Source organism: Armatimonadota bacterium, assembly GCA_017993055.1.
GTDB lineage: Bacteria > Armatimonadota > UBA5829 > DTJY01 > DTJY01 > JAGONM01.
Window position 1 is genome coordinate 12,772 of record JAGONM010000018.1, and the last position, 21,265, is coordinate 34,036.

At 64.3% G+C, this 21,265-nt stretch carries 15 protein-coding genes; 3 read left to right on the forward strand and 12 right to left on the reverse strand.

All coding sequences use genetic code 11. From position 1 onward, the window contains the following. Nucleotides 1-127: 127 nt before the first annotated feature. From KBC96_08415 to KBC96_08460, 10 genes are all read right to left on the reverse strand, one after another. A complete protein-coding gene (locus KBC96_08415; protein ID MBP6964414.1) occupies nt 128-2,818 on the reverse strand; it encodes a PQQ-binding-like beta-propeller repeat protein in 2,691 nt (896 codons plus the stop codon). Between the two features lie 126 nt (nt 2,819-2,944). Continuing rightward, entirely contained in the window at nt 2,945-3,820 is an 876-nt protein-coding gene (locus KBC96_08420; protein MBP6964415.1) for a decaprenyl-phosphate phosphoribosyltransferase, read from the reverse strand. A gap of 122 nt (nt 3,821-3,942) precedes the next feature. After that, a complete protein-coding gene (locus KBC96_08425; GenBank protein ID MBP6964416.1) occupies nt 3,943-4,851 on the reverse strand; it encodes a PKD domain-containing protein in 909 nt (302 codons plus the stop codon). Between the two features lie 130 nt (nt 4,852-4,981). Beyond that, complete coding sequence (locus KBC96_08430) at nt 4,982-5,782, reverse strand: TIGR00282 family metallophosphoesterase (protein MBP6964417.1); 801 nt, start codon at nt 5,780-5,782, stop codon at nt 4,982-4,984. A 114-nt stretch (nt 5,783-5,896) separates the two neighbouring features. Continuing rightward, a complete protein-coding gene (gene rny / locus KBC96_08435) occupies nt 5,897-7,432 on the reverse strand; it encodes a ribonuclease Y (GenBank protein ID MBP6964418.1) in 1,536 nt (511 codons plus the stop codon). 53 nt (nt 7,433-7,485) lie between these two features. Further along, the gene (locus tag KBC96_08440) at nt 7,486-8,184 is read right to left on the reverse strand and encodes a regulatory protein RecX (GenBank protein MBP6964419.1); all 699 of its coding nucleotides are present in this window, start codon (nt 8,182-8,184) and stop codon (nt 7,486-7,488) included. 83 nt (nt 8,185-8,267) lie between these two features. Next, complete coding sequence (recA, locus tag KBC96_08445) at nt 8,268-9,308, reverse strand: recombinase RecA (protein ID MBP6964420.1); 1,041 nt, start codon at nt 9,306-9,308, stop codon at nt 8,268-8,270. A 142-nt stretch (nt 9,309-9,450) separates the two neighbouring features. Continuing rightward, the gene (gene thpR / locus KBC96_08450; GenBank protein MBP6964421.1) at nt 9,451-10,008 is read right to left on the reverse strand and encodes an RNA 2',3'-cyclic phosphodiesterase; all 558 of its coding nucleotides are present in this window, start codon (nt 10,006-10,008) and stop codon (nt 9,451-9,453) included. Nucleotides 10,009-10,258: 250 nt separating this feature from the next. Further along, nucleotides 10,259-11,506 carry a competence/damage-inducible protein A gene (locus KBC96_08455; GenBank protein MBP6964422.1) on the reverse strand — a complete coding sequence of 416 codons (1,248 nt, stop codon included), beginning with the start codon at nt 11,504-11,506 and terminating at the stop codon, nt 10,259-10,261. Nucleotides 11,507-11,580: 74 nt separating this feature from the next. Beyond that, on the reverse strand, nt 11,581-13,062 hold the full coding sequence (locus tag KBC96_08460; GenBank protein MBP6964423.1) for a sulfatase: 1,482 nt from the start codon (nt 13,060-13,062) through the stop codon (nt 11,581-11,583). Between the two features lie 209 nt (nt 13,063-13,271). On the opposite strand from KBC96_08460, the gene KBC96_08465 reads away from it, so the two are divergent. Next, a complete protein-coding gene (locus KBC96_08465) occupies nt 13,272-17,354 on the forward strand; it encodes a hypothetical protein (protein ID MBP6964424.1) in 4,083 nt (1,360 codons plus the stop codon). 43 nt (nt 17,355-17,397) lie between these two features. On the opposite strand, the gene KBC96_08470 is transcribed toward KBC96_08465, so the two are convergent. Then, a complete protein-coding gene (locus tag KBC96_08470) occupies nt 17,398-17,913 on the reverse strand; it encodes a hypothetical protein (GenBank protein ID MBP6964425.1) in 516 nt (171 codons plus the stop codon). A 70-nt stretch (nt 17,914-17,983) separates the two neighbouring features. On the opposite strand from KBC96_08470, the gene KBC96_08475 reads away from it, so the two are divergent. Together KBC96_08475 and KBC96_08480 are read left to right on the forward strand one after the other, a co-directional pair. Then, entirely contained in the window at nt 17,984-19,231 is a 1,248-nt protein-coding gene (locus tag KBC96_08475) for an MFS transporter (GenBank protein MBP6964426.1), read from the forward strand. A gap of 21 nt (nt 19,232-19,252) precedes the next feature. Further along, a complete protein-coding gene (locus tag KBC96_08480; protein ID MBP6964427.1) occupies nt 19,253-20,017 on the forward strand; it encodes a hypothetical protein in 765 nt (254 codons plus the stop codon). A 217-nt stretch (nt 20,018-20,234) separates the two neighbouring features. Here KBC96_08480 and KBC96_08485 read toward each other — a convergent pair whose 3' ends face one another. Continuing rightward, the gene (locus tag KBC96_08485) at nt 20,235-21,212 is read right to left on the reverse strand and encodes a hypothetical protein (protein MBP6964428.1); all 978 of its coding nucleotides are present in this window, start codon (nt 21,210-21,212) and stop codon (nt 20,235-20,237) included. Nucleotides 21,213-21,265: the final 53 nt, after the last annotated feature.

Consider the following 21,265-nt stretch of genomic DNA (forward strand, 5'->3'; position numbering starts at 1 on the left):
CGCAGCCAAGGAGATGGGCAAGCCGCTTGGCCACGCCCGCGTGGACTGCGTTAGAGTAACAAGAACCGCTGAGAACACATATCCTATTCACTTAAGCCTCCCTTGGCGTAGTTCGCAGTGCGCCATTTCAGAGTTCAGAACAGAAAGCTTGCAGCATTGACGGCACTGCGACAGGCATCCATTCCTGGTCGTAAATGTGTCCGTTTCGTGTGGTCACGAATAGCCACCTGCGCCATATGCCTTCGTCGAGAGTGTAGCATACAGCGGGGGACGAGGATATCGGTCCTCCAATCGCCCCTGTCACATCCACCGCATCGGGGAGAAGCAGCTTGTTTCCGGGCGGTTCGGTGAAACCAACCAGACGACGTGCCTGCAACAGACCCTTGTCATTCCCGTGCAAGACAACTCCACTCGTCAATGCCGGGGAAGCAAATGCATGGCCGTCTGTGTCCCAGATCTGTATGGCTTCGACTTCATTGGTGTCAAAGCCGAAGTGGTAGAGGTCTATGCCGGTTTCGTCTCCGACATAGATACCATCCGGGCAGAGCGCCGGCGTGGTCCTGACCTCTGCATTCGTGAAGCCGTTCCACTGCAATCCGAACGTTGAGGCGTCAAGACCATACATGTTGTACTGCCCGCTTTCGGGAGCACAGAGCGTGCTGCCGAAGTACACGATTCCATCCATATACGAGGGAGACGATTCGAGACAATCGAGCCCGTAGGGGTCCTGCTGCGTGGGGGTCTCATTCGGATACCTGGCCGCAATCTGTCCCTCCAGGGCGTGCCCGGCGGCGTAGACCTTGTACGCGTAGCCGTCATCCGACGTAACGAAGACATAATCCGCGCCGCCTGCCTCGGCCAACATCGGGGAGGATGTGCCCGTGATGCCGTCTTGGGCATACTGGTTCAACGTAGTGGTGAACACCTCGTCGCCCGTTGCGGCGTCCACTGCCACAAGCTCGTTCATCTCGTTACCGATGTAGACTACGCCTTCCCACACGACCGGCGCGGCGAGAATCATGGACTCTGTGTCATACTGCCAGCGAAGCGCACCGGAGGATGCGCTGACTGCGTAGAGCTTCCCCTTCGCACAGCCGAAGAACACTCGCAGGTCCGGGCCGGTAGCCGTGTCCACCCAGGCGACCGCCGGCGTGGACGCCACTCCACCTGAAAGCGCGGACTGACCGGTGTCCGGGTAGGTCCAGACGCTCGCACCCTCGAAATCGAAGCAGTAAAGACGTCCGGACGAGCTGGTGTAAGTGCCGTTGAAGCCGCCGACGTAGACTCGCCTGACGGTCTCGCCGTTCTCCCTCCACATCTTCACTACAGGCGACGAATCGAATATCGGATGATCGACCTGGTTCTGAAGGGCATTGCGATGATTGTCTGGCTGCGGGACAAACGGGGGATTCGGATAACGGGCCCTCTGTCCGTCGAGGGTCGGCACCTCTGCGGTCCATGCCCTGTACATGGTGATGGTCTCGTTCGCACCCACTCCGCCAAGATCGGGCACCGGGCTGCGGCCAGTGTGATGGGGATCGTGCATGAACATCGGCCAGTCACAAAACTCCACATCATCGAACGCCACATCGCCTCCGATCCCGGTCCGAGGTCTGAGCACGCGGATCAGCGCCTCCTCGGGTTCCTCTACGGACGCCATACTGCTGATACCAATGACCTGCAGCCGCCACCCCTTCTCGACGAGCGCCAGTTCGCTGCCGACTACTCCACCCGTGCTCCAATCCCAACTGACTCTGATCCCCAGCACCGGATTGCTCTGCGCATCGGTATGGGTGGTATCATCGAGGGCGGAACCGTCGTCCAGGTAGAAGCAGTGTTCGGCGGGACAGACCTCGGTCACGACGCCCCAGGTCTTAACGAGCAGGCCGATGTTGTTCAGCCCCCTGCCGTTCAGGACGCCCGCCTGGAGTATGGTCTGACCGTCGGCGAAGTCGCACCCGCCGATGTCCCGGTTCGGCAGGCCAAGCGGCAGGACTTCGCCGGAGCCCGTCACGCTGACGGTCGCTTCATCTATGAATCTCTCCCCATCGTCCGAGGTAGCCATCGTGCCTGCGGAGATCGTTACCACGTCACCGGGAACGTATGTGCCCGAGGTCGGAACTACCCGAATGCCGCACGAGCGATCCGGTTCCTCGACATAGAAACAGCCCGAGAACTGGTTCGTGCCGGCGGTCACTATCTTGCCGGTCAACGATTCCGGGATCGGGTCGTCATCTCCGGCGCTCTTGGCCTTCGCGATACTGTGATCCGGCAGCGTCATCTGGGCGAGAGGCGGCGGGTCGCCTTCGCCGGGCGGCTGGGGATCGTCGAGGAGCAGGTTCATCTCCGGAGACGAAAGGCTGAACAGGAAGACGGACGGCCTGACTTCCAACCAGCCTCGGGTCGGCCATACGCTCGCGTCGAAGAGACCCTTCAAGGGAGGAACAGCCGGGGCGAGATAGCCGTATCTGTCGAGGTAGTAGGCGATCCGGTCGCAGAGGACGGCTCTTCCGCCCCTGGGCAGCGTGGTCATGACGCCTTCGAGATCAATGGTCTGCCCGGGGAGAAGTCCCGGCGGAGGGCTGAACAGCGCGGGGAGCGAGGTCGTCTTATCCCACCATTCGTGGACGGACACTCCGGCGGTGTCTACTCGTCCGATGATCACCATCGTGAGGCTCGCGCGCGCTCCGTCAGGCTGAGTGAGTGCGTACCCGATCGTGCCGGGGCCGGCGGCGTAGTCCATCGCCGCTTGTCCTATACCGGCGGTCAGGCAGAGAAGCGCGAGTAATATCACCCCCGTTGTTCTTACGGCTTGCACTTCGATGCCCTCCCGGTGCATGGCGAATGTGCGCTGCTACCCTGCTTTGACAAACAGGCGTGCCGATTTGTTCCAATGCATACCTTGCAAGAATCGTGCCAAGAGGTGCGGTTTCGAGAAATTTCCCTACCGCCCCAGCGCCACGATCAGCGCCGCGGTGACGCCCCAGAGGAGGATGTTGACGAGGAGCGGCTTGTCGCGCACGACGAGCATCTCCGGGCTCTCCACCCCGAGCCGGTGGTGGATCAGGAACAGGTAGCGGAAGATGCCGTAGACCACGAACGGGAGGGTGACCAGCAGGAGCGGGTGGGCTATCCCCGTGCGCGAGAAGATGGTGTAGAGCGCGTAGAAGACGATCGTCGAGGCCGCCGTGATGTTGATCATCTGATCCGCGAAGGCGATCGTGTAGTCCTCCAGCGACGGGCGGTGCTCCCCGGCCGCCGCTTCCATCGCGGCCAGCTCCTCCCGGCGCTTCGCCAGCGCGAGCATGAGCGCGATAAGGGCCGTGCAGATCAGCAGCCATCGGGAGATCTGGACGCCGATCACGACCGCTCCCGCCGCCGCCCGCAGCACGAATCCCGCCGCGATGAGCATCACGTCGAGGATCACGACCTCCTTCAGCCGCACCGAGTAGGCCGTGAAGATGAGCATGTACACGGATGCCGCCGCGCCGAACTTCCACCCCAGGGCGAACGACCCGCCGAGGCCGAGTACGGTCAGCGCCGCGAATGCCCCGACCGCCGACCGTCCGCTGAGCCGCCCGGACGCGACCGGGCGCAGGCGCTTCTTCTCGTGAAGGCGGTCGCGCCCGGCGTCGAGCGTGTCGTTGAGCAGGTAGACGGCGCCGGAAAGCACGCAGAAGAGGGCGAATGCCAGGACGGCCCGCAGGTAGTCCGCCGGCGGGTGGGGCACGTCGAGCGTGAAGATCAGCCCGGCGAAGACAAACAGGTTCTTCAGCCACTGCCGGGGGCGCATGGCCTCGAGGATCGTGAGCATAGGCATAGGGAGAGTGAACAGTAATGAGTGATTAGTTATTAGTGATTAGTGATTAGTTATTGGCAGGAGCGACGTCCGCCCATCACCAATCACCCATCACTAATCACCCGTAACCGACCGCCGGTCCCCTAGTCGAACACCTGGGCCTTGACCGTACGGGTCACCGGCTCCTTGATCTTGAAGATGTCGGACACGGTGAGCGTGATGGTGTAGTCGCCGGCCTTCCGGTACTTGTGGTAGACGACCTCGCCGAGCGCGTCGGTCTGGATGCCGTCCTTCGAGTCGAAGTCCCACGCGTACCTCAGGGCGGCCGCCCCGCCGTCGCCGACCGCGCGGAACATGATGTCGTCGTTCGCCGCGACGAACTGGTCCAGCCCGGCGTCGGCGGTGATCGGCTTCGTGTCGGTGACTATCTGTATCTGGCCGATGTAGAACGGCTCTGAGCCGTCGCCCGAGATGATGATGCGCTTCAGCTTGTGCTCGGTGCGCGCCGTCTTGCCCTTCAGGGCGGACATCGGGAAGGAGAGGGCGAGCCAGCCGTCGTCGCCGAGCCTGAACCCGCTCACGTCGGCCTGGCACTCCGACGCCGCTCCGGCGTCGAACATCAGGACGAGCCTCACCCGGCTGACGGGCGATCCGGTCCCCGCGACGGACCCGACCTCGCCGTATGCCTCGGCGGGGAAGAACCCCTCCAGCAGCGGGTCGGACCCGAGGTCCTCGTCCAACTGCATCTTCGCCAGGAGCTGGAAGTAGGCGTTCGGGTTGGCGAAATGCCTGCTCAGGTCCACCGGCTCGATGAAATCTATCCGGCCTCCCTCGAAGAGGCTGCGCGCCGTGATCTTCAGCGACCGGCTGCCGCTGTAGCCGCTCTTCGCCACGTCCTCGGCCGAGCCGCTTCCCCAGCTTCCGACCGAGATGTACTTGCCGTCAACGGGATCGCCCTTGTAGAGGATCTGGTCCTGGGCGAGCGCCGGAACGGACGCGGCGATCAGCATGCAGGCCGCGATGATGAGTGCATGAGTGCATTTTGTCTTCACTTGTCTGTCTCCATTGGTGCCGCCGTCCTTCGATACACTCCTCGCTTCGCTCGGAGCACTCAGGACTTGCGGAACATCGCTCCGACTGCCCTGAGTGTGCGCGCAGCGGACGTATCGAAGGGCCAAGCTATCAGCCGACCGACGCCGGCCGGTAGTCGGCGCCTATGCGGCGTATGCTCGACGCCCTGCCGGTCGAGGGATCGGCCTCCACGAGAACCGCGGCGAGCGACGCCGGCCCGTCCGCCACCTCGAACTTGTTCGGCATCTGCGTCATGAACTTCTGAACGATCAGTTCTCTCCGTATGCCGAGCACGGAGTCCTCCGGGCCCGTCATCCCCACGTCGCTGATGAAGGCGGTACCCTCCGGCAGGACTCTCTCGTCGGCGGTGACGACGTGGGTGTGCGTGCCGAGCACGGCGGTCGCCCTACCGTCGAGATGCCACGCCAGCGCGGCCTTCTCGGAGGTCGCTTCCGCATGGAAGTCCACCACGACGATCTGCGCCTGCTCCGATATCTCCTTCAGGATGCGGTCCGCCGCCCGGAACGGGTCGTCGAAATGCTCGGGCATGAACACCCTGCCGCAGAGGTTCACGATCCCGACCTTCCGCCCGCAGTCGTCCTTGCAGATAATCCATCCGCGCCCGGGGCACCCGTTCGGGTAGTTCGCCGGCCTCACGACTCGCGCGTCCTCGTCGAGGAACCCGTATACTTCCTTCTTGGCGAACACGTGGTTGCCGAGAGTCAGCGCGTCAATCCCCGAGTCGAGCAGCTCGACGGCGGTCTCCTTCGTGACGCCGAGCCCGCCGGCCGAGTTCTCCCCGTTGGCGATGACTATCCCGGGCGAGAGTTCCTTCCTGAGGCCCGGCAAGAGCGCGCGGACGGCCTCCCGGCCAGGTTTCCCGACGACGTCGCCGATGAATAGTATTCTCAAGCGGCGGTTCCTGTTCTGTTAGACTGAAACAAGGCGCTCAGGGTTTCAGGTTCAAGGTTCAAAGTTCAAGGTGCGCCAAGGCCGCCGTTTCCGCACGGCGACCCCGGCACAAGCCTACTTCGCGTACTCGACCGCCCGGGTCTCCCGGATGACCGTGATCTTGATCTGGCCGGGGAACTCCATCTCTTCCTGTATCTTCTTGGCGGTGTCCCGGGCCAGTTTGGCGGCCCCGTCGTCGTCGAGATCGGTCGGCCTCACCATCACGCGGATTTCGCGGCCGGCCTGCACGGCGAACGACTTGTCCACTCCGGCGAACGAATCCGCTATCGTTTCGAGCTTCTGGAGGCGCTTGACGTATGTCTCGAGCGTCTCGCGGCGCGCCCCCGGCCTCGACGCCGACACGGCGTCCGCGACGGCCACGAGCGTCGCCTCGATGGTCTGAGGCTCCTCGTCGTGATGATGGGCGCCCACCGCATGGATCACCTCGGGGTGCTCGCGGAACTTGCGGCACAGGTCGGCGCTTATGACGGCGTGCGGGCCTTCCACCTCGAAGTCCACCGCCTTGCCCAGGTCGTGCAGCAGTCCGGCGCGCCTCGCCAATGCCACGTTCGCGCCCAGCTCGGCCGCCATCGCCCCCGCCAGGTGCGCCACCTCGATCGAGTGATCGAGCACGTTCTGCCCGTAACTCGTCCTGAACCTAAGCTTCCCGAGCAGCTTCACCATCTCCGGGTCGAGCGCCGTGACGCCCGTCTCGAAGACCGCCCGCTCCCCGGACTCCCGGACCTTGACCTCGACCTCTGCCCCGGCCTTGGTTATCATCTCCTCGATGCGCCCGGGATGGATGCGCCCGTCGGAGATCAGGTTGCTCAGGGCTATCCGGGCGATCTCGCGCCGGATGGGATCGAACGCCGAGAGCACGACTGCCTCGGGCGTGTCGTCTATGATCAGGTCAACGCCGGTCAGGGTCTCGAAGGCGCGGATGTTCCGCCCCTCGCGGCCGATGATCCGGCCCTTCATCTCGTCTCCGGGAAGAGGCACCACCGAGACGGTCGTCTCGGACGTCTGGTCCACCGCGCATCTCTGGAGGGCCAGGGTTACGATGTGCCTCGCGCGCTTGTCCGCTTCTTCTTTCGCTTCGGCCTCGATGTCGCGTATCAGCTTCGCGGCGTCGTGCCTCGTCTCGTCTTCGATGATCTTGAGGAGGATGTTCCTCGCCTCTTCCGGCGTCAGGCCGGACATGCGCTCCAGCTCCGAGCGCTGCCTGGCCACCACGCGGTCGAGTTCCTCCTTCAGTTTCGCCGCTTCAGTCTCTTTGGCGGAGAGTGCCCTCTCCTTGTTTTCGAGACCGTCGAGTCTCCGGTCGAGTTGCTCTTCCTTCTGCGTCAGTCTTCGCTCTAACCTCTGAATCTCGGCTCGTTTCTCTCGGTTCTCCGCTTCGACCTCGGCCCTCATTCGATGGGCTTCGTCCTTCGCTTCCAGGAGAACCTCTTTGCGTTTGGTTTCGATCTCTTTCTGTATGTCATCTCGGAGCCTGACGGCCTCTGCCTTGATCTCCTCCGCCTTTCGGCGGGCGGGCAGCACTATGCCGACAAACCCGAGCACTACGATAGCGACCGATGCCGCTATGAAAACGATATCCAGCGATGACATATCTTACCTCACCCCCTGTGTAAATGGGATTGAGGTCGAGCGAGTTTGGGACGCTATTCATCGTTCGCTTCGCGGGCGAGGTCGTCAATGATTTCGGATATGACCTGCCAATCGAAGCCCTGCCTCTGCAGGTAAGATGCCGTTCTGCGCCGCCTTGCGCGGAGATCCGGATCCCGGTCCTTCTCCCATCGGCGCCGCGCGGCATCTGCCGCTAGTGTTCGCTCTACGCCCGGATCAACCGACGATAGAGCCTCCTCTACTACTTCGGCCGCCACGCCCTTCCGCTTCAGTTCCCACCTGATGCGCGACTTCCCGAGCCCCTTCCCGGAGACACGTGATTTCACCCATGCTTCGGTGAACTGCGCGTCGTCAACGAGGCCCGCGGCCTCCAGGCGCGACAACGTCTCTTCCACTATGTCTTCGTCGTAGCCCGCGATGCCCAGCCTCCGCGCCAGTTCCGCCTTGCTGCGGGACCGGTACGAGAGCAGGTTCAGGGCCCTCGCCTTCGCCCTGGAAAGCGTTTCCGCGCGCACGACTGCCTTCAGTTCGTCCTCGCTGAACATGCGGCCGACTTCCAGCCCCAGCTCGGCGACTACATCCTCGCGCGCGCCTATGACGAACTTGCCGTCCACGAATATGGACCGGCGGTCCTTTCTTCTCTCCTGGACCTCTATTGCGGTTATTCGCTGTTGACCGTCAATCAACCTTCTATCCGGTTTGTCATCCGCGTCATGCTGAACTCGGTTCAGCATCCATCCGGGGGAGTCGTGGATGCTGAACCGAGTTCAGCATGACGACTGCTGCGGGCGTCCGAACCAACAGCGCCGGTTACCAGTTACTCCTCATCCTCGGACGCCGCCGCCACGAGCACGTCCTCCGTGCCGTTCGCGCGGATCTTCGCCTCGATCTCCTCCATCAACTCAGGATGCTCCTCGAGGTGCTGCTTGGCGTTCTCCCGTCCCTGCCCCAGCCGGTTCTCCTCGTACGTGAACCAGGTGCCGGTCTTCTCGACGATCCCAAGCTCGGTGCCGATGTCGAGTATCCCGCCGGAGCGCGATATGCCCTTGCCGAACATGATGTCGAACTCCGCCTGGCGGAAGGGTGGGGCGACCTTGTTCTTCACGACCTTCACGCGCACCCGGTTGCCGACCATCTCGTTGCCCTGCTTCAGAGTCTCGACGCGGCGTATCTCCAGCCGGACCGACGCCCAGAACTTGAGCGCGCGCCCGCCAGGGGTCGTCTCCGGGTTGCCGAACATCACGCCGATCTTCTCGCGGATCTGGTTGATGAATATCGCCGACGTGTGCGACTTGCTGGTCGAGCCGCCGATCTTCCTCATCGCCTGAGACATCAATCTAGCCTGCAGGCCGACGTGAGAGTCGCCCATCTCGCCCTCGATCTCGGACTTCGGCACGAGCGCCGCGACCGAGTCAAGCACCACCACGTCTACCGCGCCGCTCCTTATGAGCGCGTCAATGATCTCGAGCGCCTCCTCGCCGGTGTCCGGCTGGGAGATCAGCAGCGAGTCCACGTCCACGCCCAGGTTTCGCGCGTAGACGGCGTCCACGGCGTGCTCGGCGTCTATGAAGGCGGCGATCCCGCCGGCCTTCTGCGCCTCCGCGATGACGTGGTATGCCAGAGTCGTCTTGCCGGAGGACTCCTGGCCGTAGATCTCGGTGATCCGGCCCCTGGGGACGCCGCCGACCCCGAGCGCGAGGTCGAGCGCGAGCGATCCCGTCGGTATCACGTCAACATTCAGCTTGGTGGCCTCCCCGAGGCGCATCACCGATCCCTTGCCGAACTGCTTTTCTATGCGGCCGAGGGCGAGTTCCAGGGCCTGCTGTTTTTCCTTGCCGTTGCCGCCGTCCTTGTCCAACCCTCTTCTCCTCTCTTCGTGCGATGTTCGAAATCAGAGGTCTACCTGTTCGGGATGGAGTTGTACTCCATCCCGCGAGAGACTAGATGCGGAGTTCAACTCCGCCGGCGTCTCGGGTTCGGGAGTACAACTCCCGAACCAACTAGAACCTGACATCCGCGAGCGCGGTATACACCGGCCCGCCGGGACGAAGCTCGCTTCTCATCACGGAAACCCCGTCTACCGGTGCCGACCCGGCCCGCTCGTTCTTCAGTTCCTCGATGCGCTCCCGCAGACTCTCGGCGCCCCTGGGAGACCGCACCCGCCCGAGCGTGACGTGCGCGCCGAAAGGCCGGTCCTCCCTCGGAAAGCCGACGCCCGCGAGCTCGCCGTCCACCAGCGCCGCAAGTGATCTCAGCTCGTCACGGCCGGACTCGATCCCGACCCAGACGACCCTCGTCGGCCTGCCGAATGATCCGACCCCGGCGAACCCGAGGTCGAACGGCCGGACGCCGGACGCCGCGCGCTCGACCGCCTCGCGGACTCCGGACATCTTCGCCTGCTCCACGCCGCCCAGGAACTTCAGGGTGATGTGGAAGTTCTCCTCCGGCACCCACTTCACGTCCGCGCCGGACTCCATCAAGCGTTTCTCTATCTCCGCCAGCCGCCGCCGGACTTCGCCCGGCAGCTTCACGGCGATGAATGTGCGAATCTTTTCCATGGTCGGACTTGTCGCCTCCGCTGTCCCCCTTGCCAAGGGGGACCGGCCTCCCGGCCGAGGGGGTCCTGCTCCCCGGCGCCCTTCGATACACTCTTCGCTTCGCTCCGAGCACTCAGGGCTCACGGCATCCGGTATCCGGCATCCGGGACAAACCCGCTAGTCCTGAGTGCGCGCTCCGGCGCGTGTATCGAAGGACGGTCTCCCTGAACCTCCCCTAACCCCTCCTTGACAAGGAGGGGTGTGCCGACCGTCAGACTCCAATCAGCCACATCCTCAGCATGTTCAGCGCCGCCTGAGACGCGCGCATCCTGACGTCCTCCCGGCTCCCGCCGAAGATGTTCTTCGCGACCTCGACTCCCGCGGGCGTCTTCAGCCCGATGTAGACCAGGCCGACCGGCTTCTCCTCGGTCCCGCCGTCCGGCCCCGCGATGCCCGTGACCCCGAGCGCGACGTCGGACCCGAACTCCCGCGCCGCGCCGACCGCCATCGCCTCAGCCGTCTCGGGGCTGACCGCGCCGCGCGCCCGGAGCGTCTCCTCCGGCACGCCGAGGAAGTTCATCTTCGCCTCGTTCGAATACGCCACGATCCCGCCGAGGAACGCCGCCGAGCTGCCGGGCACGTTCGTGACCCGATGCGCCACCAGCCCGCCCGTGCAGGATTCCGCAAGCCCGAGGGTCAGCTTCCGCTCGACGAGCATCCGCACGACCACGGTTTCGAGGGTCTCGTCGTCAACGCCGTAGACGAACTCGCCGAGCCGCTCCCGCACCTCGGATTCGAGCCCGGCGATCAAACGTTCGGCCTCATCATCGTCGGACGCCTTGGCGGTCACCCGGAAGTGCACCTCGCCGCCCTTCGCGTAGGGCGCGAGGCTCGGGTTGGAACCTGCCAGCAGGTCCTTCACTTTCTGCTCGGCGGCGGATTCGCCGATCCCGCAGACGCGCAGGACCCTCGACTTGATGACCGATCGTCCGGACGTGGAGGCGGCGCGCTCGCCGAGGATCGGGGCGACGTAGCTGTCCACCATCGGGATGAACTCCCCGGGCGGACCGGGAAGCGCCATGACGATCTTCCCGTCCTTCTCGAAGAGCGCCCCTGGGGCGGTGCCGACGTCGTTCGGCAGGACTTCGCCGCGCTTCGGGCGGAGCGCCTGCTTCAGGTTGCTCTCGGCGATCGGCAGGCCCCGTTTCTCGAAGAAGCCGCGAATCCGGGCCTCGGACTCGGGGTCCATGACCATCTCGTCGCCAAGCGCGTCGGCTATCGTCTCCTTGGTGAGGTCGTCCTCGGTCGGCCCGAGCCCGCCGATGGTGATCACGACGTCCGATCTGGACAGCGCGGTCTTCAGGATGTCGGCGAGCCGGGGGGCGTTGTCGCCCACGGTGGAGCGGTAGTATATGTCAATCCCGACTGAGGAGAGCATCCGGCTCAGGTACGCGGCGTTCGTATCCACGATCTGGCCGAGCAGAAGCTCCGTCCCCACGGAGATGATCTCAGCGCGCACGCGGGTTCCTCCACGTTTACTGGGGACATTATACTTTCCCGGGGTGAGGAATTCAAGGCGTCACCCAGAACGCCTCAATCCACCTGAGGCGCGCCGGGATGCGATCCGCGCGGATAGCCCGTCCGCATCTTCAGCTTCGAGAGCTCGACCCTCATCCGCCTGACGTCCGAGGCGCGGCGCGGGTTCTGCGAGAGGTTGTCCATCTCGAACCGGTCGGCCTTCAGGTCGTATAGCTCCTCGATGTCCTCGATGTCCGGGTAGGAGACATACTTCATGTCTTCCGTCCGCACGCCGAGCATCGTCGGTATGCCCGCCTGGAAGTCCTCGCGGAAATACTCGTAGAGGAACGACTTCCGCCAGGGATGCCGCTTCCCGTCGAAGAGCGGCGCCATCGAGCGGCCCTGCATGGTGGAGGGCGCCTTCGCTCCGGCGAGGTCGAGGAACGTCGGGCCGAGGTCAATGTTCAGCGTCATCTGCTCGATCTTCGTGCCCGGCTTGATGAGCTTCGGGTAGCGGATCAGCCACGGTATGCGGATTGACTCCTCGTACATGAGCCGCTTGTCGCCCTTCCGATGCTCGCCTTGGAAGAAGCCGTTGTCGCCCGCGAAGGCGACCACCGTGTCGTCGAGGATGCCCTTCTCCTCCAGCGTTTCCAGCACCCTGCCGACGCTGTCGTCCACGGCGAGGAGCGCGCGGTAGTAGTCGAGCCTCCTCGGCTCGTTCCCGGCCCACTTCGTCGGCTCGAGGGTCTCCGGGACCGGCTTGTCCTTCGACGCGATCCACTTGTCCTTCCGGCCGCCGCCGTGGGCGAGCAGGCGCCTCTGCCACTCCGGCTTGCCGCGGTAGTCGTCCCGGAAGCTCTCGGGCTCCGGCACCTCCGCGAGCGGGAAGGCGTCCTTGTGGCGTTCGGCGGGGGTGAACGGCTCGTGGACGGCCTTGTGCGCGAGGATCAGACAGAACGGCTTGTCGCGTTCCTTCTCCAGCCATTTCACCGCGTAGTCGGTGAGCAGGTCGGTCATGTATCCCTCGGCCTGAAACTCGCGGCCGTCCTCGTTCAGCATCGGATTGACGTATACGCCCTGTCCCATGAAACTCAGCCAGTAGTCGAAGCCGGGGCGGGGGTCGGACTTCCGCTCCATGTGCCACTTGCCGACGTAGGCGGTCTCGTACCCGGCCGTCCGGAGCGCCTGGGGGAACGTCTCGAAGGCGGGGTCGGGATCGTTCGCCTCATTGTTCACGACGCCGTGCCGGTGTGCATATGCGCCCGTCAGGAACGACGCGCGGCTCGGCGAACAGAGCGCGGTCGTGACGAAGGCGTTCGTGAGAGTCGCTCCCTCGCGCGCCAGGCGGTCCATGTTCGGCGTCTCGAGGAACGGTGTGCGCCCCATGAAGCCCATCGCGTCGTAGCGGTGGTCGTCGGTCAGGATGAAGATCAGGTTCGGGCGCTTCGCTGGCGCGGCCTCGAGCGACCCGCCCCACAGAGGCAGAGCGGCGGCGGCCCCGGCGGCGGCGGCACGGGTGATGAACTCCCTGCGGGTGATATGCTTCTCGGTCATGTTCCTGCTCCTCAGTTCGGCGCTCATTATTGACTCTTACTCCTACTCACACTCATACTCCTTCTCCTCCGCAGCTCCCCCTCGAATCAGGAGGCCGCAATCGCCGATAGGTGTGATATAATAGAGGGTGTACGGATCGTACGGCGAACGGCCGGTTCAGCGCATGCCGACGTCCCCCTGCGCCGGAACAAAGCAAGGAGGTAGGTATCATGCAGTACCGCAAGCTCCTGCTCCACCTCGCACTACTTTCATTTCTACTTGTCGGCAGCGCCTATTCCGCGGTCGAGATCTACGACGCGAGCGCCTCGCTGTTCGTGCCCACGTTCATTGACTACACGCTGAACTGCACGGCGGACGTGACTGTCGAGATCCTGCCGTGCACCTGGGACGGCACCCCTGCGGGCTCCGCAGTCAGGACCATAACATGGTCCGGCCAGTCCAAGGGTTTCCACAGATACATCTGGCTTGGCGACGTGGACGGCGGCGGGACTGCGCCTTACGGTTACTACGTTCCCCGGATCACCGCTACGGCCGATCAGCCTCAGTGGGGCCCGATCAGCGGCCTCTACCTGAACAGCGACTGGGACACGGAGTACGCTCCGATGCCGTGGCCGTCCGTCCCCGACGTGGAGGGCTTCTACGGGGTCGGCATCAACAAGAACCCGAACAGCGCGTACTACGGCCGGATGTACGTCAGCCACAAGACCCAGAAGGATATCTACATGTACGGCCCGGCGGGGAACTACCTAGGCAAGTTCAACGACGCCGGGATAGCGTGGGGCGCTAGCGCGCCCTGGGACCTGGCGGTCGCGGACGACGGCTGGGTCTACGTGTCAGACCGGTCGAACATGATCATCCACTGCTTCAGCCCGGACGGCAACCTGGCGTCAACATCGCCGACGGTCACCAATATGCGCGCGATCTTTGCCCGCACGACTCCCGACGGCAGGACCCACATCTTCATGTCCGGTTCCTCGACCGGGATCAAGAAGGTCATCGTCGAGCCGGACCACCTGACGTGGACACTGCCGATCACGACCCCGTACAACACCGGCGGCGGAGACGGCTGGGACGCCTACGGCATGTGGGTCTCGCCTGACCTGCGGACGATCTATCAGGCGTGCAACCAGGGGCCGAGCGTCGGCCTGACCAGATGGAACGATCCTGAGAGCGACGGCATCTACGTCAGGGATATGAGCTTCACCTGCGGCAGCGAGATCGGCGCGTGCATAGACGTGGACTTTGTTGACGCCGCCGGCAGCGACTACCTGTGGACGACCCGGATGACTTACTACGCGAATGATAATCCGGCAACCACCCCGGACGAGTCTTCCAGAGCGATCTACAAGGTGAACCTCGATACGTGCTCGGTAACCGGCGATCCCTACAACATCGTCGCGTACGGCCTCATGGTCTCCGCTGACGCCGTGGGGAATCCCGCCGTCACCTTCGGCAAGTCCTCGCCGACCTGGGCGCAGAGATACTGGGGACTCTTCGCGGAACCGGGAAACAGCACGGCCCAGAAGCTTCTGACCCCGTTCACAGGGCCGTCGTCCGACGGCTGTCCGATGGTAGTTCCGGGCAGCGCGGTGTGGACGCCGGACAACACGCTGATCGCCGACAACACGGACAGCGCGTCCGTATCCGTCAAGGTGATAGACCTGAGCGGATGGGGGGATATCACCAGCGTCACCCTTGATCTGACGCCCCTCGGTTACGGTATCAAGTATGCCGTCATCACCCAGGACCCGAGCGATCCGACCGGCAGGACTGCGATCGCCACCTTCTCCGGGATCAAGGCCAAGGTGGGAGCGCGCTGCACCACGAGCTACGGGCAGCCCCCTCACTATCTTACAGTGACGGCGTGCGATTCCAGTGGTTGCTGCAGTTCCGACTACGAGGAAGTCCAGGCGCAGGTTACCGGACATGCCGTCAACGCCCGCATCGGGCACACGCGCGTGGCCGGGTGGTACGTCCAGGACGCTCAGGTTCGGGCGGTCGGCGGCGGGATTCCGGGGACGACCGATCACCGCGCCACGGGGCCGTTCACCTACTACTCCACGCCATCCAATGCGAGCGGCAGCGCCTCCATCGAGATCAGCGCAGGGAGCTTCGGGGTGACCGCTCAGAAGACCGGTTTTGGCAGCCAGGCGCCGATCAACGTCACCGCTCCCTACGGCGGCGGCACGCTCGATCTCTACCTGAGGCCGCTGACCGTCGCCGAAGCTCGAGCCACGGCAAACGGCACGAAGGTGAACATGGAAGGCGTCTGCTTCGCCCAGCCGGTGGGATACGACTGCTTCGGTCAGATCGCGCAGTTTGGACTGGCGCCCCGCACTGATACCATGGTATTGCGCAACCAGTGGTATGTCTGCGATCCGAACGATCCGTCGAACGGGATGCTGTGCCTGGTCACCAAGCCGACCGAGAGCTTCCTGCCGCAGTGGGACTGCCCTACCGGCGAGGATTGGCTGGGCAACTCGACCTACATCGGCAAGTATCCCTCTCAGGGTGAGACGATCATGATCACCGGTCTACTGGACATTCCGGCAGGCCACGAGCGCAGGGTCCTCGTCGGCAACAGCGACCTCGAAGCCGGTCTTGCGGCCGGGACCTTCGCGCGGACATATCTGAACAGGGGCAGTCTGGGGGGCCTGCCGTCAACTCCGGTCACCGGGACCGTGGCGGACATCGGACACCCCGCGACCACCGGCTTCTCCGATTACTGGGGGCAGTACGTCCAGATCACCGGCAGGGTGGTCGCGACCTATCCGTCCGGCAACGACAACCCTCCGTTCGGGGATACCGTACCGTTCGCATTGGTGGCCGACGCACAGGGCAACACCTGCGAGATCGCCATACAGACTCAGGATACCCTCAACATGCAGGGGTGGTGGCCGATGGTCAACTGCGTCTACCAGATCCGTGGGGCTGCCGGCCGCACCAACAGGTACGATAAAGGCTGTATCCGCCTGAGGGACGCGAGCGACTTCACAATGACGGGTGACTGCGGCGGCCCCGTGGAGGATCTGAGTGCCGTGAGGTCAGCCGACATCGGCACATCTGTGCGGACCCTGGGTGTTGTGACCGCAAAGATCGGCAACTCCCTCTGGATCGAATCTACGGACAGGCATGCGGGCGTGCGGGTCATGGTCAATCCGTCATACGTGGCTGTCAGTGACTGCGTATACGTGTACGGCACCATCGCCCTGATCGACGGCGAGCGTGTCATCCAGCCCACCGAAGCGATTGTCACCGCCAGCACCGGCAACTTCCTGCCCGAGCCCTTCGATCTTCGCACGAGGGAGATCGGCGGCGGGCCGTGCCTCGCTGACCCGGGAGTCACGAACGGTCGGGGTGCGCTGAACGTCGGCCTCCTGGTGCGGGTTCAGGGCCTGGTGACCGGCATCGATCCCGTTGCCGGCGAGTACTACTACCTGTGGGACGGCGCGAACAGGACCGACGCGCCGGTGAGCGACTCCAACGCGCGCGGGTTCCTCGGAGTGAGGGTCGAGGCCGCCCCGCCTGCCGGCATAGACGCCGCCTCGATCTTGAAGGACTGGGTCGAGGTCACCGGCGTCGTAAGCGCCGACGCGACCATCGCCGCCGGAAAGGTCGCCCCGACGATCATACCGACATCGGCCTCAAAGGTGACCTCGTTCGACGCGATCAGCACTTCTCTCGGTGAGGGATGGAACCTGATCGGCCTGCCCGCCGCTCCGGCCGGTTCGGGCGACGGCGGCGAGTGGAGCGCCAAGCCGTGGGCCCCTTACATTGTGCTCAGCCCGAATCAGACCCCGGACAACCTGGACTCGCGCCTGTACCGATGGGAGAGCTGCACCGGCGGCCTGTACGCGTACGACTCATGGAGCGAATGGGAGGGGCCCGGCGCGTTCGGCGGACTGCTTCTCGGCGACGGCTACTGGCTGAACCTCGACGAGGACCGGCCGGTCAGCTACTCCGGCAGGAACAGCGCGCTCGACCAGTGGATCGGGGTATGCCGCGCCGGGTGGGCGCTGATAGGCCATCCAAAGGACCATCCCACGCACCTCGCGGACGTGAAGGTCCACGCGGGCGACCGCATCGTCGGCATGGGCGACGCGATCCTCACCGAGGGTTGGATAGACTGCGCGAGCTACTGGTGGGACGCCGAGACCCAGGGCCTCATGGATGTCGGCATACCGGAGTGTTGGGGGTCCACCGACACCCTGCTCCCCTGGCACGGATACTGGCTGCAGGTCTATCGCGGCGACCTCGCGCTGATCGTGCCGGAGTCTCCCGCCGCGCCGTAGGCGGCAGGTCGAATCACAGACAAGGCACTCGGCCCGGCTTGATTCAAGCCGGGCCTTCTTTGCGCCCCCATCCTCGCAGTATTTCCAGGTTTTTTCGCGCAAACACGCGAATTGGCACGAATCTTGCAGGTACTCTTACTTGGAAAAGCAACATCTTTTTCTCCTTCCTTACTAGGCCCGCGGGCATCACCCGCGGGTTTTCTTTTTGTCCGGCGGCGGCCGGGAATCGTGCGTACAGCCATGGCATTTCGTGAACATCTAGTGTCCAACGGATGAAATATCGAACATATTTGACCCTATCGCGCGGATTGGCACGAATCTTGCAGGCAATCCTACCTGGAAAAGCAACATCTTTTTCTCCTTCCTTACTAAGACCCGTGGGCATCACCCGCGGGTTCTTTTTTTGTGCGCGGGCCCCGAGTATTTTCGCCCCAAGCGCGCTTTTGGCACGATTCCTGCAGTATATCAACTCGGAAAGCAACATCTTTTCTCCTTCCCAATTGCCTTCCGGCCCAGAGCCGGGAGGCTTTCTTTTTGCCGCCGGCCCCTCGGTTGACACGGACCGCCTCAAGGTTTACCATAGCTGTCGGTTTGCATCACCTGGGCGCCCGCCCGGAATCGAGGAGCGGATGAGCGAGATTACGGCTGCGAGACCGGAGCGCAGGGGCACGCTCTGGCTGATCCTGATCGTCGCCTGGCTGGGATGGATGTTCGACGGCATGGAGATGGGCATATACTCCGTGCTGGCGCACCCGGCGCTGAAGGAACTCCTGAACACGACCGACAAGGGGGTCATCACCCAGTACGCGGGCTACATGTTCGCCCTCTTTCTGCTCGGCGCGTCGGCCGGAGGGTTCATCTTCGGGCGGCTCGGCGACAAGATCGGCCGGGTCAAGACGATGATCATCACCGTCCTGCTCTACTCGGTCTTCACCGGCCTGAGCGCGCTCTCGCAGACCCCGTGGCAGCTCGGCATATTCCGGTTCGTCGGCGCGATGGGCCTCGGCGGCGAGTGGGGCCTGGGGGTCGCGCTGGTGATGGAGTCGTGGCCGAACGCGAAGCGCCCGGTCCTGGCGGGACTGCTGGGCAGTTCGGCGAACGTCGGGTTCCTGATCAGCTCGCTCGTCAATCTCAACTTCGGCTTCCTCGGCTGGCGGCTCATCTTCTGCATAGGGCTCGTCCCGGCTCTGCTCTCCATCCCGATCCGGTTCCTGGTGAAGGAGCCGGAGAAGTGGGTCAAGGCGAAGGAACGGGGAGAGCGGCCCGACCTCAAGCAGCTTTTCGAGCCCGCTCTGCGCCGGAACACCATCATGGCGTGCCTGCTGTCATCGGTGGCCGTGATCGGCACGTGGGGCGTCTTCCAGCTCATCCCGACGTGGGTGAACACGCTGGTCGGCGGCGCGGCGACCCACGAGCGCGCGGTCGCGGCAATGTGGATGGCGTTCGGGCAGATCGCGGGGTCGTTCCTCGGAGGTCCGGCGGCGGACTGGTTCGGGCGGCGGTGGTCCTACGCGATCTTCTGCGTCACCAGCCTCGTATCGGCGATCCTCGTGTTCCAGTTCTCGGACGGGTACGGCATGAGGCTGCTGGTCTTCGCGGCGGTCGCCGGGGTCTTCACGACCAGCTTCTTCGGGTGGCTGCCTCTCTATCTGCCTGAGCTGTTCCCGACGCGCATCCGCTCGACCGGCGAGGGGATCTCGTTCAACATCGGGCGCGTCGTGGCGGCGGCGGCGATCCTGATGGGATTCGGCCAGCTACCGAAGCTGTTCGGCGGATCGTTCGAGCGCGCCGGCAGCACGATGGCGTTCATCTACCTGATCGGCCTGATCCTGATCTGGTTCGTGCCCGAGACGAAGGGCCGGGCGCTGCCGGAGTAGGAGAGGAGTTACCGGTGACCGGTGAGACTGATTACCGGTCACCGGCCACTCAGTCCCATGCGAACTCGCGTCATAGCCATACTGCTCATAGCCGCCTCTGCGGTCGGGTACGGCATCCACTACGCCGTGTTCCGCGACTCGCACCACATTTTCCTGTACCTGATAGGGGACATCGCGTTCCTGCCGATCGAGGTGCTTCTCGTCACCATAGTCATAGATCGCATGCTCTCGGCCCGCGAGGCCAGGGAGCGGCGGTACAAGATGAACATGGTGATCGGCGCGTTCTACAGCGAGGTCGGGCACCGGCTTCTGGAACTGATGGGGGGCATGACTTCGGATCGGGACGCGATCGGCGAGAACGCCGGGGTCGCGCCGAGCTGGGGAGATGCGCGGATACGCAAGGCGATCGAGTGGACGCACGGTCGAAAGTTCGCCGTCGCCGCGACCCGCGCGCAGTTTCTCGACCTTCAGGCGCACCTGGCGGAGAAGCGGGAGTTCATGGTCAGGCTGCTGGAGAACCCGATGCTTCTCGAGCACGAGTCGTTCACCGATCTGCTGTGGGCGGTCTTCCACCTCGAGGATGAGCTGAGCTACCGGGAGGACGTGGAAGCATGCCCGGATGCGGACCTGGCGCACCTCTGCGCGGACGCGGAGCGGGCTTACACCGCGCTGATCACCCAGTGGCTGGAGTACATGATCCACCTCAGGAGCGACTACCCGTTCCTCTTCTCGCTCGCCGCCCGCATGAACCCCCTGCGCCCGGGCGCCCGCGCGGAGATCGGGTAGGCGCAGAAGGACTCGCGGAGGACGGGCGCCGCGCACAGAGACCGAAAGCCCTGAGTGCGCGCTCCGCCGCGTGTATCGAAGGGCGTTCTCCCTGCAAGGAGCCGTCGCCCGATACGCTCCGCCGCTCAGAACTGACGGGCCGGCGGCCGAGGGGTTGTGCCGAGCCCGACTCTCACCCCGGCCCTCTCCCCTAGACGGAGAGGGAGGACTGCCGGAATCAGCCGTACCGCGCGAACTCGTCCACCGCCCACATCTGCCAGGCGGGGTCTATGCCGAGGGAGCGGGGGTCGCCGTAGTAGCCGCAGATGAACCCTCCGCCCCTGCTCCCGAGCTTGTCTATCAGCTCGCGGGCGCGGGCGCGGATGTACTGCTCGTCACCCGTCGGCAGGTCGCGCTGGATGTCCACCGGCGCCCAGATCGCGGTCCGGCCGTGGCAGGTCTCGGCGAGGAAATCGAGGTCGGAGAGCGTCGGCTGATCGAGCTGGAGGACCTTCATCCCCATGTCCGCCAGCGCCGGGATGATATCCTTGATGTAGCCGCAGGAGTGCATCCAGACCGCGATGTTCAGGCTCCGCGCGTGCCCGACGATCTCGCGGAAGCCCCACTCGAACATCTCGTGCCAGAGCGCAGGCGAGACGAGCAGCCGCTCCTGAGTGCCCCAGTCCTCCGCGAATATCACGCCGTCGCAGTCGGTCGTCGCCCACTGATCGAGGCACCGCTTCAGGAGGTCCACCACGTCCCGCTGGAGGGCGTTCACCTCGTCGGGGTAGAGCAGCACGTCGGCGAGGAACTCCTCGACCCGGCGCATGTACCGCATGATGGCGAACGGGAACCCGGGCAGGCTTCCGAGGTGGTACATCTCCGGGTTCTCGGCGAACTTCGCCCGAGCCGCGTCGTACCGCAGGGGGAGGTCCATGCGCGGCATCTGATACGCCTCGACCTCCGACCAGTCCTTGATGACGCCCTCGATGACCTCGCCGCGCGACGTATTGGGAAGACACTTCCAGACGTTGTGCCACTCGTCCTCCCACTGCTTGCAGTCCTCGAACTCCCAGGTGCGCCAGGGCTTCCACTCCGGGTCGGCGGAGATCCCCGCGCTGCAGAAGTCGTTGGGGTGCGGGGCGGGAAGGGACATCGGGCACCGGTCCGGGTTCTCGAACTCGATGCACCGCTTGGCGCGTTCTCGGCTGGTCATGGGTTGTGCCTCCTCGTTGGGGGGCGAACCATCGGCTGCCGGCATCCGACATG